The organism is Acidovorax sp. SRB_14 (assembly GCF_012932145.1).
GTDB lineage: Bacteria > Pseudomonadota > Gammaproteobacteria > Burkholderiales > Burkholderiaceae_C > Simplicispira.
In genome coordinates, this window is the sequence record NZ_MWOK01000003.1 from 191246 (window position 1) to 206055 (window position 14810).

Consider the following 14810-nt stretch of genomic DNA (forward strand, 5'->3'; position numbering starts at 1 on the left):
GCTTGATACATATCAATGGACCGCCCTCCCCCCGAATGGCTCAGAACAGCGGTGCGGTATAGGAGTCGGCCCGCTGGGCGGAACGCAGCGGCTGCGCCGCGCGGGCGTCCGGGCCGGTGGCGCCGGACAGCGACCCGACGCGCACGCCCAGCAGGCGCAGGCGCTGGGTCAGCGGCACGCGCTTGAGGCACTGGCCGGCCACGCGGCGGATGGCGGTCGCCTCGTCGGTGGGCAGCGCCACCGTCTGGTCGCGCGTGACGCTGCGAAAGTCGTCGTAGCGCAGCTTGATGCCGATGGTGCGGCCCACATAGCCCTTGCCCTGCAGGTCCTGGGCGACGCGCTCGCACAGGTCGGTGAAGATACGCCCGAGCTCGGCGCGGTCGTGCACGGCGTGCAGGTCGCGCTCGAACGTGGTCTCGCGGCTCATGCTCACGGGCTCGCTCTCGGTCACCACGGGCCGCTCGTCGCGCCCCCAGGCGACCGCATGCAGCCAGGCGCCCGTGGCCTTGCCAAACTGCTGCACCAGCCAGGCGGGCGACTGCGCGGCCAGTTCGCCAATGGTGTGGATGCCGTGGCGCGCCAGCTTCTCGCCGGCCTTGGGGCCGATGCCGTTGACCTTGCGGCAGGCCAGCGGCCACACCCGCGTCGGCAGGTCGGCCTCGTGCAGGACGCAGATGCCGTTGGGCTTGTGGAATTCGCTGGCCATTTTGGCCAGCAGCTTGTTCGGTGCCACGCCGATCGAGCAGGTCAGGCCCGTGGCGTTGAAGATGCTTTGCTGGATCAGCCGCGCCAGCACGCGCCCGCCCTCGCGCTGGCCGCCGGGCACGGCGGTGAAGTCGATGTAGACCTCGTCCACGCCGCGGTCCTCCATGACCGGCGCGATGTCGGTGACGATCTCCTTGAAACGGCGCGAATAGCGCCGGTACTCGGCGAAATCGACCGGCAGCAAAATCGCCTGCGGGCACAGGCGCGCCGCCTTCATCGTCCCCATGGCCGAGCCCACGCCGAACTGCCGCGCGGCATAGGTGGCGGTGGTGATCACGCCGCGCCCCGCGTAGCCGGCCAGGCGCGGGAACGCCGCCACCGGAATGTCCTGCAGCGGCGTATCGGCATAACGCGCGCGCAGCGCCGCGTCGAGCGCGCTGCGGCCGCCGCCAATGACCACGGGCAGGCCCTGGAGCTGCGGGTAGCGCAGCAGCTCGACGGACGCGTAGAACGCATCCATGTCGAGGTGGGCAATGCGGCGCGGGGCGGGCACGGGGTCGGTGTCACTCACCCCGGCATTGTCGCTGCGCGCGGGCCCGCGCGGCCCGCGGGCCGGGCAACGGCAGGACCGGCTGCCCCCTTTTCGGCGCACGCCATTGGGATGACAATGGCCGTCCGTTGCGCGGTGCAACGGGGTCCCCGCAGGAGGTGCGCCTTATGCAACGCTGGATCCAATGGACCGTTGGCGGCTTCGCGCTGCTCGCGGTGGCCGCGGCCGCCACCTTCGGCGCAGGCCTGTCGCTGGCGGAACGCAAGCGACAGCGCACGGTCGCCGTCCCGCCCTACCCGATTGCCTATACCACGGACCCCCAGGCGCTCGCGCGCGGCCGCTACCTCTACGAAACGCGGGGCTGCACCGACTGCCATGGCCTGCAGGGCACGGGGCGCAGCTTTGTGCAGGACGGCAAGGGCACGCACATCGCCGGGCCCAACATCACGGCGGCCGGCGTGGTCGCGCAGTTCCGTCCCGAGGACTGGGAGCGCGCCATCCGCCACGGCGTGACCCGCGACGGCCGACCGCTGCTGGTCATGCCCAGCGAGGACTACCACCGCCTGACCGATATCGATCTCTCGGCCCTGGTGTCGTATGTGCGCAGCCTGCCGCCGCAGGCCGGCGGCCAGGCCCGTGTGGAGTTTCCAAAGCCGGTCTGGGTGCTGTACGGCCTGGGCCTGATCCCCGATGCGGCCGGGCGCATCGACCACCAGCTGCCACCGGCCCAGCCCGTGGCGGCCGGGGTGAATGCCGCGCATGGCCGCTACATCGCCAACATGTGCATCGGCTGCCACGGCGCCGCCCTCTCGGGCGGCAAGATTCCCGGCGGCCCGCCCGACTGGCCGCCGGCCGCCAACCTCACGCCCGGCGCGGGCAGCGCCATGGTGCGCTACCCCGATGCCGCGCGCTTCGTGGCCATGCTGCGCTCGGGCCAGCGCCCCGACGGCAGCGCCATCCAGGTGATGCCGTTCGAGTCGATCGGCAAGCTCAACGACGTGGACGCGCAAGCGCTCTACGTCTACCTGCAGACGGTGCCGGCGCAAGCGGCCGGCCAGCGCTGAAGCGGGCCAGGCAGCACCGCGCAATTTGGGGTGATTCCGCGCTCAAACGCTTATCCATCATGCGCAAGCAGCTACAAAATAAGGAGCAACTTCAGGCCGCCGCCGGACACCCCGCCAAGGGCGCGCCAGCGGGGCGCCGGCGCCTGCTCAGGCCTCGGGGTAGGTGCCGGGCAGCAGGATGCTGCGGTCCACGGTGTTGATGTCGGTGTGGCCGCAGAACGCCATGGTGGTGTCCAGCTCCCGCTGGATGATCTGCAGCGCGCGCGCCACGCCCGCTTCGCCGTGGGCGCCCAGGCCATACAGGAAGCTCCGCCCGATCATCGTGCCGTGCGCGCCCAGCGCGCGCGCCTTGAGCACGTCCTGGCCGCTGCGGATGCCGCCGTCCATCCAGACCTCGATGTCCCGGCCCACCGCCGCGGCGATCGCCGGCAGCGCAGCGATCGACGAGGGCGCGCCGTCGAGCTGGCGCCCGCCGTGGTTGCTGACGATGAGCGCGTCGGCGCCGCTGTCGGCGGCCAGGCGCGCGTCCTCGGCATCCATGATGCCCTTCAAGATCAGCTTGCCGCCCCAGCGTTTCTTGATCCATTCGACGTCGCCCCAGTTGAGCTCGGGGTCGAACTGCTCGGCCGTCCACGACGACAGCGACGACAGGTCGCCCACGCCCTTGGCGTGGCCGACGATGTTGCCGAAGCTGCGCCGCTGCGTGCCGAGCATGCCCAGGCACCAGCGCGGCTTGGTCGCCAGATTGAGGAGGTTGGCCAGCGTGGGCTTGGGAGGCGTGGACAGCCCGTTCTTGATGTCCTTGTGGCGCTGGCCGAGGATCTGCAGGTCGAGCGTGAGCTGCAGCGCCGAGCAGCCGGCGGCCTTGGCGCGGTCGATCAGGCGCTCGATGAAGTCGCGGTCGCGCATCACATAGAGCTGGAACCAGAAGCCCGGCCCGGCGTGCCGGGCCACGTCTTCGATCGAGCAGATGCTCATGGTCGAGAGCGTGAACGGAATGCCGAAGGCCTGGGCGGCGCGCGCGCCGAGGATTTCGCCGTCGGCGTGCTGCATGCCCGTCAGGCCCGTGGGCGCGATGGCCACGGGCATGGCCACGTCCTGGCCGATCATGGTGCTGCGCGTGCTGCGCCCGGTCATGTTCACGGCCACGCGCTGGCGCAGCTTGATGTACTGGAAGTCGGCTTCGTTGGCGCGGTAGGTGCCTTCGGTGTACGAGCCCGAATCGGCATAGTCGTAGAACATGCGCGGCACGCGGCGCTGGGCCAGCACGCGCAGGTCCTCGATGCAGGTGATTTTGGACAGGTCGGGCATGCAGGGCTCCTTGGGGTGGTATGGGCGGGACGGCCGTCTGTGCGGCAGACTTCAGGCCCGCCATGGTAGAGAGTGGGCCGCAGCGGGGCCATCAAAATAATTTGCGCGCTGCTGCAACAAATTTCCTTGCCGCGCAGCGCCGCCCCGGCCGGGCGGGCAAGGATTTGGATCCAAAGCGGCCGAAACGCTTTTTGTGCATGCGCATAAAGCTCTTCTTTTCATAGCAAACCCGGCACCCGCACGCGTCAGCGGACCAGCCTGTGCGCGCCGTCCGGCGCGAACAGGCGAAACTGCAGCCGCCCCTGGCGCTTGGCGGCGTACATGGCGGCGTCGGCGCAGCGCGCCAGTGCCTCGAAGGTCTCGCCGTCCTGCGGGAACAGCGCAATGCCGCCGCTCATGCCGATCTGCACGGGCTGGCCTTCGAGCAGGAAAGCTTCCTCGCACACCGCCAGGATCTTGCGCGCCACAGGGCCCACCGTGTCGGCGCTGCCGATGCCGGGCAGCAGCACCACGAACTCGTCGCCGCCCTGGCGCGAGACCGTGTCGGAAGCGCGCGTGGCCTCCTGCAGGCGGCGCGCGAACTGGACCAGCAGGTGGTCGCCCGCGTCGTGGCCTAGGCGGTCGTTGACCTGCTTGAAGCCGTCGAGGTCCAGGTAGATCACCGCCAGGCCCTGGCGTTCACGCCGCGCCTGCGCCAGGGCCTGGCGCGCGCGGTCCTGCAGCAGCACGCGGTTGGGCAGGTCGGTCAGTGCGTCGTACTGCGCCAGGTGCGCCATGCGCTGGGCCATGGCGACGCTTTCGGTGACATCGTGCAGCACCATCACGGCGCCGGTGACCTGGCCATGCCGGTCGGCGATGGGGCTGGCCGACTCCTCCACGTCAAAGCGCTGGCCGTCGCCGCGCTGCAGCACCACGCCGCGCGTGGGCCCGAGCGGGCGGACTTCCGCCAGGGCATGGCGCAGCGGGCTGGGCTGCACCGCCGCGCCGCCGGGCAGGTGCAGCGGCACCACGTCGTCGACGTCGCGGCCGGCCGCGTCGAACGCCTGCCAGCCGGTCATGCGCTCGGCCACGGGGTTGAGGTAGCTCACGCGGCCCTGGGCGTCGGTGCAGACCACGGCATCGCCGATCGATTGCAGCGTCAGGCGCATGCGCTCCTTTTCCTCGAACAGCTCGTCTTCCATGCGCTTGCGCTCGGTGATATCGGTCACCTGCACGAAGATGCCGCGCACGGCGCTGCCGTCGAAGTCGGGCACGTACGAGGCGATGCTGTGGCGCTCCGCGCCGTACGCGTCGACGACGGTGCGCTCGAACAGCTGCGCGTGGCCTTGCAGCGCCTGCTCGAGGTAGGGCAGGCTCTTGGCATACAGCGCCTCGCCGAGCAGCTCGCGCATCGACAGCTGCTTGAGCTTTTCGGGCCCGACGCCAAACCAGTCCACGTAGGCGTGGTTGGCAAAGCGGTTGTGCAGATCGGCATCCCAGTAGCCGATCATGGACGGCACGTTGTCGAGGATGGTGCGCAGGTCGCGCTCGGCCTGCGCCAGCCGCGCGCCCACCTGCTGGCGCCGCTGCAGCTCGCGCGCAAACAGCGCGGCCAGGCCCACGCAGGCCAGCATCAGCACCAGCGCGAAGCTGCCCAGCACCCAGGCATTGCGGCGCCAGTCGGCCAGCACGGTGTCCACCGCCTGGGCGACGTTCAGCGCCAGCGGGTAGTCCCCGACATGGCGGAACGCGTACTGGCGCGGCACGCCGTCGAGCACGGCGGTGCCCTTGAAGGTGCCGCTGCGCGCGGCCTGTACGGCGCGCATGTTGGCCGTGCCCGCCAGGCTCTTGCCCACGAGGCCGTCGCTGTCCGGAAAGCGCGTGACGATGGTGCCGTCGACGCGCAGCAGGGTCACGCTGCTTTGCGGTCCCAGGTTCAGCTGCGCGAACAGGCCGTTGAAGTGCTCCAGGCGCACGATGCCGACCACCACGCCGGCAAAGTGGCCGTCGGCGCCGTAATAGGCGCGCGCCAGTGGCAGGCTGTATTCGCCCGAGAGCCGGCCGCGCACCGGCACGCCGATGAACAGGCCCGTGTGGGCGCCGCCCTGGAAGACGCGGAAATAGTCGCGGTCGGCCAGATTGGCCTGCCGCGCCGGCGCACTGCCCGAGTCGATGACGATGTGGCCTTCGGCGTCGAGCACCAGCACGCCGCCCACGCCGCTCAGGCGCAGCGAATTGTCAAACAGCAGCTTGTCGCGCAGCGCCGCCGGCAGCGCCATCGCGGCAGGGTTGCCCAGCTCATGCACCACGCCCTGCAGCGAATGGTCCAGTGCGCCCACCGTGCGCCCGATGGCCTGGTCCAGCGTGTACGCCAGGTTGACGCTGGTGCGCTCGGCAAAGCGCTGCTGGTCGTCGCGCAGGGTCCAGATCGCGCGCGCGAACAAGGCGCCAATGCCCAGGGACAGCAGCAGGGCCAGCACGATCAGGCGGCGCGGAAAAGGCGGGGAAACGGACGAAGGCATGAAATTACTTCGAATTGTAAAAGGCCCGGTCCAGGCCCCAGCGTGCCCCGCCAGCGCGCGCGCCTGGCATCAAGGCACCGCCCCACGCCCGCCCACCTTGGATCTTGCAGCGCCGCCCGCCGGGCACCGTGTGGGGCAATGCTGCGACAGACCGCCCTGGGAGGGCGGTGCCGCCCCGTCCGCGGCCGGCGTCAGCGGCTGGCGCGCAGGCGCGCCGCATCGCACCAGCGCTGCGCCACCTGGGGGGTCGTGGCGCACACCGCATCGTGCGTGGCGGTGGTCACGGCGCGTTCGAGCAGCTGGATGTCGGCCTCGTGCTGGCGCGCCACATGCGGGTCCTCGAAAAAGATGGCGCGGTGGCAGCGGCGCTCGAGCACCAGGTTGGCGATCTGCGCGTCGCCGCCCAGCGGCCCGCTTTTGAAGCGGTCCACCCAGGGCTGTCCCGCGGGCCAGCCGCGGCCCCAGGCCAGCTCGTTGAGGCGCTGGCCCGTGGTGCCCGTGGCCACGCGCCTGTGGTACCGCGACAGCAGCGCGAAGTTGCGGTCGGCAAAGTCGAGCATGGCGTCCTTCATCGCATCGTGGGCGATCAGCGCCAGCGTCTGGGCGCCGTAGTCGTGGAAGCGGTCGGCATTGCGGTCGCGTGGCAGGCCGGCGTGGATGCGCTCCATTTCGACCCAGTCGCGCGCGCTGGCCACGGTGGAGATGAAGGGCTTGCCGTGGATCACGCACTGGCGCTTGAGCGCGAGGGCCTCGGGGAAGATGGACGACGGGTCCACCGGGTCGATGAGGTAGATGGCGCCATCGAGCGTGCGGCCCTCATCCTCCATGCCCACCACCTCGGCCACCAGCTTCATCAGGCCGCCCTCGCGCCCATAGGGGTAGCGCACCAGGGGAAGGTAGCCCTGCAGCAGGCCCGCGGTGGCGATCGCGTCGTGCGTGCGGCCCACGGCGTGCAGGCCCAGGCGCAGTTCGCGGATGCCCGCCTCGCAGGCGCGCAGGAAGGCGAACAGCGCGGCGTCTTCGGTGTGGTGGTGCAGGCGGTTGGCGGCAAGACCTATCAGCATGGTGGGGCAACGGCTTTCAAGCAGGGAGGGTGGGAAGTGGATGCGCCGAGCATAGAACGGCGCCTTGAACGCCTGCGCCCGCGCCTGCCGAACAGGGCAAGCCAGCGCCGCAGCGCTAACCGAGGGTGAGCAGCACGGGCTGGTGGTCCGATGCCTGCGTGGCGCCATCGACGCGCACCGCCTGCACCGCGCCCTGGAGCGAGTCGCTGACCCAGGCGAAATCGCAGGCCACGGCCTCGGGGCCGTACTGGCGGTCGAACACGCAGAAGGTGGGCGGCTGCTGCGTGCCAGGGTGCCGCAGGCGCCAGGCGTCCCACAGCGGCACCGTGCCCGCAGCGCCCCAGCCTGCGGCCTCGGCCGGCGACAGCGGGGCCGCCAGGGCCGCGTATTCGGGCTCATGAGCCTGCAGGTTGAAGTCGCCGCACAGCACCGCATGCGGCGTGTGGGCCTTGGTCTGGAACGGCGAGCCATCGCTGGCTGCTTGCGGCGGGCACGCCGCCTGCGCACAGGCCTGCAGGTGCAAGGCGCGCAGCGCCAGGGCCTGGGCCATGCGCTGCGGTTTGGAAAAATACTCGAGGTGGGTGGTCATGATGCGCACCGCGCCCAGCTGGGCATCCTGCACGGTGAGCACGCTGCACATGCGCGGCATGCTGCGCACCCCCGCGTCCGGCGGGTACGGCAGTGCGTGGTGCTGCACCTGCCGCACCGGCAGGCGCGTGGCGATCAGGTTGCCAAAGCGCTGGCGGCCAGCGGCGGTCCATTCGTCCACCGCGGCGCCGAAGAACAGCTGCCAGCCCTCGGGCAGCAGCGCCCGCACCTCGCCCACCTGGTCGCCCGGTGCGCCAGGCAGACCGGGGTAGTGCACCGCGATCTCCTGCAGGCAGAGCACGTCCACATCGCCCAGCGCCAACGCGTGCTGCACGACGCGCACCACATCCACCCGGCCGTCCAGGCCGCGGCACCACTGGGTGTTCCAGGTCACAAGTTGCATCGGGTCTTCCGCGCCGCCTTGGGGGCACAATCCATCAAAATCAATAGCTGCCAGCGCTTTCTGGGCAAGCGCTGGAGGCCATTTTCATTCAAAAACATCACTTGATGCCGGCGCGCATGAAGCTCTGCACGAACTGGCGCTGGAACAGGATGAAGGCGATCAGGAGCGGCGCGGTGGACATCAGCGTGGCCGCCGTGATGATCGACCATTCGACGCCCTGCTCGACCGACGAGAACACCTGCAGCCCGACGGTGAGCGGGCGCGACTCCACGCTGTTGGTGATGATCAGCGGCCACAGGAAGTTGTTCCAGTGAAAGCTCACCGACACCAGCGCGAACGCGGTGTACACGGGCCGCGCCAGCGGCACATACACGCGCCAGAGGATCTGCAGCGCACTCGCCCCTTCCACGCGCGCGGCCTCGTCGAGCTCCTTCGGAATGCCCAGGAAGGTCTGGCGCAGCAGGAAGATCGCGAAGGCCGAGGCGAAATACGGCAGGCCGATGGCCACCAGCGTGTCCACCAGGCCCAGGGCACCCATGGTCTTGTAGTTTTCGACCAGCAGGATGTCCGGCATGATCATCAGCTGCACCAGCACCAGCGCGAACGCGACGTTCTTGCCGCGGAACTCGTAGCGCGCAAAGGCATAGGCCGCCAAGGTGGACAGCACCAGCTGCGCGCACAGGATGAGGGTCACCAGCACCATGGTGTTGAGGAAGTAGCGCGCAAAGGGCGCTGCCTCCCAGGCGCGGCGGAAGTTGTCGAGCGTCCAGGGCGCGGCCAGGTCAAAGCGCGTGGCGTATTCGCTCGGGTGGAATGCGGTCCAGAACGCATAGGCCAGCGGCAGAATCCACAGAATGGCCAGCACCCAGGCGGCCAGCGTATCCAGCCACGTGGCGCCATAGATGTCGGGCCCGCGCTGCGCGGAGGTGGCAACGGCGCTGGTCATTGGTAGTGCACCTTTTTGTCGAGCACGAAGAACTGCACCAGCGCCACGCTGGCCAGCACCACGACCAGCACCACGGTGATGGCGGCGGCATAGCCCGTGTCCCAGAACTTGAATCCGACCTCGTACAGGTGGTACAGCAGCAGCGTGGAGGCGTTGTTCGGCCCGCCGCGCGTCAGGATGAAGATGTGGTCCACCAGCCGGAAGGCATTGATCACCGCGTTAACCAGCACGAACAGCGTGGTCGGCATGAGCAGCGGCCACTGCACGCGGCGGAAGAAATACCAGCGCGAGGCACCCTCGATGGCCGCGGCTTCCTTGAGGCTGGGGTTCAGCGTCTGCAGCGCGGCCAGGTAGAAGATCATGAAAAAGCCTGCCTCTTTCCACACGGCCACCAGCGTCACGCTGGCCAGCGCCGTACCCGGGTCACCGAGCCAGTTGTGCGACGGCAGGCCGAAGGCGCCGGTGATCTGCTCGAGCAGCCCGTACTGCGGCGTGTAGAAGAACAGCCAGATATTGGCCACGGCGATCATGGGCAGCACCGTGGGCGTGAAGTAGGCCATGCGCAACAGCGTGCGCCCGGCCATGCGCTCGTTGACCCACACGGCCATGAGCAGTGCGAGGCCGATGGACAATGGAATCGTCACGCCCGCGAACCACAGGTTGTTGCGCACGGCCTGCCAGAACACCGGGTCGTCGGCCATCACCGCGTAGTTTTCCAACCCCACCCACTGGGCGGCCTGGCCGGCGCGCGGGGTGGAAAAGAAGCTGTCGATCAGCGTGGCCACGGCGGGCCAGTGCGTGAACGCCACCAGGAGGACCAAGGCCGGAAGCAGCAGCAGCCAGGCATGCACCGCACGCTGGCTGCTGCCCGCATCCGGCGTGATGTGCATCGCCGGCATGGGTGGCTTACTTGTAGCTGCGCAGAATGCGGTCGGCCTCGCGCTGCGCGTCCTTCATGGCCTGCGCCGAGGTCTTGGTGCCATTGAGCGCAGCCTGGATGGCGTCGTTGAGCACCTTGGTCACGCGCTGGTTGTCGTGCGTCGAGAATTCGGCCACCGACACGGGCAACTGGTCACGCGCCACCAGCGCCTGGGGGAAATCCTGGCCGTACTTCTTGAGGGTGGGCGTGTCGTAGGCGGCCTGCGACACGGCCACGTAGCCGCTGTCCATGCTCCACTGCGCCGCGCGCTCGGGCTGGGTGACCCACTTGGCAAACTCGAAGGCGGCCTGCTGCTGTTCCTTGGGCGCCTTCTTGAAGATGTAGAAGTTGCCGCCGCCCGTGGGCGAGCCGCCCTTGCGCACGTTGCCCGCAATTTGCGCCACGCCAAAGTCGAACTTGGCGTTGTTCTTCACGTTGGTCAGGTTGCCCGTCGTGGTGATGATGATCGCGGCCTTCTTCTCAAAGAAGTCCTTGGGTGTCGTGCCCCACTCCACCACGCCCTTGGGGTGCACGCCGTCCTTGGTCAGGTTGACCCAGTAGTCCAGCGCCTCGATGACCTTGGGGTTGTCGAAGGTGACCTTGGTGCCGGCTTCGTTGGCCAGCAGCACGTCGTTGGGCGTGGTCAGAGTCTGCAGCATCCAGTAGGCAAAGCCGGTCGACGGGATCTGGATGCCGTACTGCGTGACGTTGCCGCTGGCGTCTTTCTTGGTCAGCTTCCTGGCGGCCTCGGACAGCTCCTTCCAAGTGGCGGGCGCCTTGTTCGGGTCCAATCCCGCTTCCTTGAACGCTTCCTTGTTGTAGTACATGACCACGGTGGAGCGCTGGAACGGAATGCCCCAGGTCTTGCCGCCCGTCTGGCTGTTGGCCATGAAGGCGGGGTAGAAGCCCTTGAGCCAGGCCTTGTCGGCATCGGTCTTGACGAAGCCGTCGATCGGCGCAATGGCGTCTTCATCAATCAGCGTGAACATGTCGGTGGACAGCAGCACGGACGTGGCCGGCGCCTTGCCCGATTTGTGGGCCGTCAGGGCCTTGACGATGGTTTCCTGGTAGGTGCCCGCATAGATCGGCGTGACGTTGTACTGCGGATGGGCCTTGTTGAACTCGGCCGCGTAGCCGTCGATCGCCTTGGTGATGGGCCCGCCCACCGCCACGGGGTAGTAGAACGGTACCTCCAGCGGTGTTTGCGCCAAGGCGCTGCCTGCGCACAGGGCGAGTGCGGCGACCGCGGGGGCGGCCAGGGTCTTCAGAAACGTGTTGCGTTGCATGGGTGAACTCCGGGTATCAACATTGTGGTAAAGAGGAAAAGCCATGCCCGTCCGCATGGGCCATGGCGGTGGCAGGGGTGAAGGACATCGGTCTCGCAGCGGCGAGTGGACGCGTCAGGCCGCGATGCGCCGCCCGTCGGCATCGAACACATGCTGGTCGTGTGCCTGCCAGCGCAAGTGCACGGCGGTGCCCTGCACCGACGGCGCCTGGTGGCCCGGCGCACGCACCGTGATGAATTCAGTTCCCACGGCGCAGCGCAGCACGGCATCGGCGCCCAGGTACTCCTGGCTGTGGACGAACCCGCCCACTCCGCCGTCGGCGAGCACCACGGCCTCGGGGCGCAGGCCCAGCCAGTGCGCGTGCGCGGCAGCGACACGCAGGTCCGTCCCGGCAATACAGCCTTGGTCGAGCCGCACGAGGTTCATCGGGGGCGTGCCGATGAAGCGCGCGGCGAACGTCGTGGCCGGCTCGGCATACAGGGCGCGCGGCGCGGCGCACTGTTCGACCCGCCCCTGGTTCAGAAGCACCACCTGGTCGGCCATGCTCATGGCTTCGGTCTGGTCGTGCGTCACGTAGACCACGGTCAAGCCCAGGCGCTGCTGCAGTTCGCGCAGTTCGGTGCGCATTTCCTGGCGCAGCTGGGCGTCGAGGTTGGACAGCGGCTCATCCATGAGGCACACGCGCGCCTGCGCCACCAAAGCGCGCCCGAGCGCCACGCGCTGCTGCTGCCCGCCCGACAGCTGCGCGGGCCGGCGCTCCAGCAGGTGCGACAACCCCAGCATGTCGGCCGCCTGCGCCACACGCTGCGCGGCCTCTGCCTTGGGAACCTTGCGCACCGACAGGCCAAAACCGATGTTCTGCCCCACGCTCAGGTGCGGAAACAGCGCATAGTTCTGGAACACCATGGCAATGCCACGCTGCGCCGGCGGCCGATGGGTCACATCGTGCCCATCGATGAGCACGCGCCCCGACGTGGCCGACTCCAGCCCCGCAATGATGCGCAGCGTGGTCGATTTGCCGCAGCCCGAAGGGCCCAGCAGCACGCAGAAGGAGCCCGGCTCAATGCGCAAGCTCATGGACTGCAGTGCCGTGGTCGTCCCCCAGGACTTGCCGACCGCGTCGATTTCAATCAGTGACATCGCCCCAGTGTAGGCAGCAGATATGACGGCGGTGTTACGGTTTTTGCAGGGTTTTCCAGGGGCCTGTGTCTGTCATATGACAGTGCCATGTGGACCCCAGCGCGCGATGGTGAATGCGCGCAGCGAGACCGGTTGCGCGGCGGCTGTGCGGCATTGTCAGGCGGGATCGGTGTGGCCGGGCGCGCGGTTGAGCAACTGCGCGCGTTCGTCGGCCAGCACGGTGCGGTGACGCTCGTAGTGGCGCAGGATGTCGACGATGATTTCCTCGCGCCGCAGGTACTCGATGTCGTAGCCCAGGCGCCCGTCGGCAAAGAAAGTCATCGGCGCATACACCTCTTCACGCTGGCCCGAGCGTGCCGCCTCGCGCACCAGATACACCGGCACCGGGCGGTGCATGGCCTTGACGCCGTAGACGAAGTCACGCATCTGCGGATCGGGCAGCGTCAGGCGCACCAGGTCGGTCGTGCCCTCTTCGGACTGTCGAGCCAGGTTCTCGTGCACATCGGCCTCGACGCCGCGCTCGCGCAGCTCGCGCGCCACGTCGTGCATGGCCGGCAGCACGGTGGCGCGCAGAAACTGGCGCACGTCGGCTTCGGTGGTCTCGTGCACGATCTGCGCCAGGCGCCGGCGCCAGTGCTGGCCGCTCCAGAAGTTGGTGGCGGGTGCCAGGTCCTGCATGGCATGCGCCCGGTCGGCCACCAGCCCGCGCCACAGGCCATAGCACAGCACCAGCATGATCAGCGCCACCGGCAGCGCCGCCACCAGCGTCATCGCCTGCAGGGCTTTGAGGCCGCCGGCCAGCAGCAGCACCGCCGCCGTCACGCCCAGCACCACGGCCCAGAACAGGCGCTGCCACACGGGCGAGCGCGGGTCGCCGCGCGAAGCGATGGCATCGACGACATAGGCGCCCGAGTCGGCCGAGGTGATGAAGAACACGCCGATCAGCAGAATGGCCAGCCACGACACGGCGTTGGTCCACGGCAGGTATTCGAAAAAGCGGAACAGCAAAGCGTCTACGTTGCCGACGGTTTGCGCCAGCGCGCCGTGGGCAATGTGCGTGTCCACCCAGATGGCGCCGTTGCCGAAGGCCGTCATCCACAGCAGGTTGAAGGCCGTGGGCACGAGCAGCACGCCAATGACGAACTCGCGGATGGTGCGCCCGCGCGAGATGCGCGCAATGAACATGCCGACAAACGGCGACCACGAGATCCACCAGGCCCAGTACAGGATCGTCCAGCCGCCGAACCAGCCCGGCTCGCGGCTGGGCTCGTAGGCAAAGGTGCGCAGCGACAGCTGGGCCAGGCTGGAGAGGTAGGTGCCGATGTTCTCGCTGAACGCCTGGAACAGGAATACCGTCGGGCCGGCCACGATCACGAACCCCAGCAGCACGAAAGACAGCGACAGGTTGAATTCGCTCAGGATGCGCACGCCCTTGTCCAGGCCCGAGACCGCCGAGAGGCCCGCCAGCAGCACCACCACGGCGATGATGCCGACCTGAAAGACCGGTGTGGACGTGTCCCAGCCCGTCACCTGGTGCAGGCCGGCGGCCAGCTGCAGCGCGCCGTAGCCCAGCGTGGTGGCAAGGCCGGCGATGGTGCCGACCACCGCAAAGGCATCCACCCCGTGGCCGATCGGGCCGTTGATGCGGTCTTTCAGCAGCGGGTACAGGCCCGAGCGCAGCGTCAGCGGCAGGTTGTAGCGAAAGCCGAAGTAGGCCAGCACCAGGCCCATGGTGCCGTACACCGCCCAGGCGTGGAAACCCCAGTGAAAGAAGGTCGACGCCAGCGCCTCACGCGCCGCCGCAGGGGTGCCGCCGATCTGCGTGGGGGGCTTGAGGTAGTGCTGCAGCGGCTCGCCGACGCCAAAGTACATCAGGCCGATGCCCATGCCGGCGGCAAACAGCATGGCCGTCCACGACACGAAGCTGAACTCGGGCACGGCGTCGTCCGGCCCCAGGCGGATGTCGCCATAGCGGCTGACCGCCACCAGCACCAGAAACACCAGAAACGCGGTGACTGCCACGGTGTAGAGCCAGTCGAAATGGCCCGTCACCCAAGCCTGCGCGCCCAAGAAAAAACGGTCGGCGCGCTGGGGAAACACACCGCAGAACACCAGCAGCACGCCCAGCACCAGCAGCGCTGGCACCACCACCTGCGGCGCCATCGTGGTGAAAGGTGCGCGCCCCGGCCCGGCCGGCGGCGGCGTGAATGGCGTGGCGGGCGGGGCGCCCGCGCCAGGCGGGGCGGCATTGGCAGAAGGTGTGTCAGGCATGCTGGGCCGATCTCGAAAGACAGAAGCAAGACGCAAACCCCAGCGCCAGGGTGCGGATGCTG

11 protein-coding genes are annotated in these 14810 nt (G+C 68.8%); 1 reads left to right on the top strand and 10 read right to left on the bottom strand.

What is annotated here, in order from left to right; all coding sequences use genetic code 11:
* Window positions 1–40: 40 nt before the first annotated feature.
* The gene (gene dinB, locus B2J86_RS03990) at window positions 41–1225 is read right to left on the bottom strand and encodes a DNA polymerase IV (RefSeq protein WP_173024791.1); all 1185 of its coding nucleotides are present in this window, start codon (window positions 1223–1225) and stop codon (window positions 41–43) included.
* 197 nt (window positions 1226–1422) lie between these two features.
* Between dinB and B2J86_RS03995 the strand changes: the two genes are divergently transcribed.
* The gene (locus B2J86_RS03995; RefSeq protein WP_173024768.1) at window positions 1423–2319 is read left to right on the top strand and encodes a c-type cytochrome; all 897 of its coding nucleotides are present in this window, start codon (window positions 1423–1425) and stop codon (window positions 2317–2319) included.
* A 147-nt stretch (window positions 2320–2466) separates the two neighbouring features.
* Here B2J86_RS03995 and B2J86_RS04000 read toward each other — a convergent pair whose 3' ends face one another.
* From B2J86_RS04000 to B2J86_RS04040, 9 genes are all read right to left on the bottom strand, one after another.
* Window positions 2467–3630, bottom strand: a complete 1164-nt coding sequence (locus B2J86_RS04000) for an alpha-hydroxy acid oxidase (protein WP_169635384.1) — start codon at window positions 3628–3630, stop codon at window positions 2467–2469.
* A 245-nt stretch (window positions 3631–3875) separates the two neighbouring features.
* Window positions 3876–6131 carry a diguanylate cyclase domain-containing protein gene (locus B2J86_RS04005; protein WP_173024769.1) on the bottom strand — a complete coding sequence of 752 codons (2256 nt, stop codon included), beginning with the start codon at window positions 6129–6131 and terminating at the stop codon, window positions 3876–3878.
* 191 nt (window positions 6132–6322) lie between these two features.
* Complete coding sequence (locus B2J86_RS04010; protein ID WP_169635386.1) at window positions 6323–7195, bottom strand: methylglyoxal synthase; 873 nt, start codon at window positions 7193–7195, stop codon at window positions 6323–6325.
* 115 nt (window positions 7196–7310) lie between these two features.
* Window positions 7311–8186, bottom strand: a complete 876-nt coding sequence (locus B2J86_RS04015; RefSeq protein ID WP_169635387.1) for an endonuclease/exonuclease/phosphatase family protein — start codon at window positions 8184–8186, stop codon at window positions 7311–7313.
* Window positions 8187–8283: 97 nt separating this feature from the next.
* On the bottom strand, window positions 8284–9132 hold the full coding sequence (locus B2J86_RS04020; protein ID WP_169170112.1) for a carbohydrate ABC transporter permease: 849 nt from the start codon (window positions 9130–9132) through the stop codon (window positions 8284–8286).
* Entirely contained in the window at window positions 9129–10031 is a 903-nt protein-coding gene (locus B2J86_RS04025; protein ID WP_169170113.1) for a carbohydrate ABC transporter permease, read from the bottom strand. Before B2J86_RS04025 ends, B2J86_RS04020 begins: the two co-directional genes overlap by 4 nt.
* A gap of 7 nt (window positions 10032–10038) precedes the next feature.
* On the bottom strand, window positions 10039–11337 hold the full coding sequence (locus tag B2J86_RS04030; RefSeq protein ID WP_169635389.1) for an ABC transporter substrate-binding protein: 1299 nt from the start codon (window positions 11335–11337) through the stop codon (window positions 10039–10041).
* A gap of 114 nt (window positions 11338–11451) precedes the next feature.
* On the bottom strand, window positions 11452–12477 hold the full coding sequence (locus tag B2J86_RS04035) for an ABC transporter ATP-binding protein (RefSeq protein ID WP_173024770.1): 1026 nt from the start codon (window positions 12475–12477) through the stop codon (window positions 11452–11454).
* A gap of 156 nt (window positions 12478–12633) precedes the next feature.
* On the bottom strand, window positions 12634–14748 hold the full coding sequence (locus B2J86_RS04040; RefSeq protein WP_169635391.1) for a BCCT family transporter: 2115 nt from the start codon (window positions 14746–14748) through the stop codon (window positions 12634–12636).
* Window positions 14749–14810: the final 62 nt, after the last annotated feature.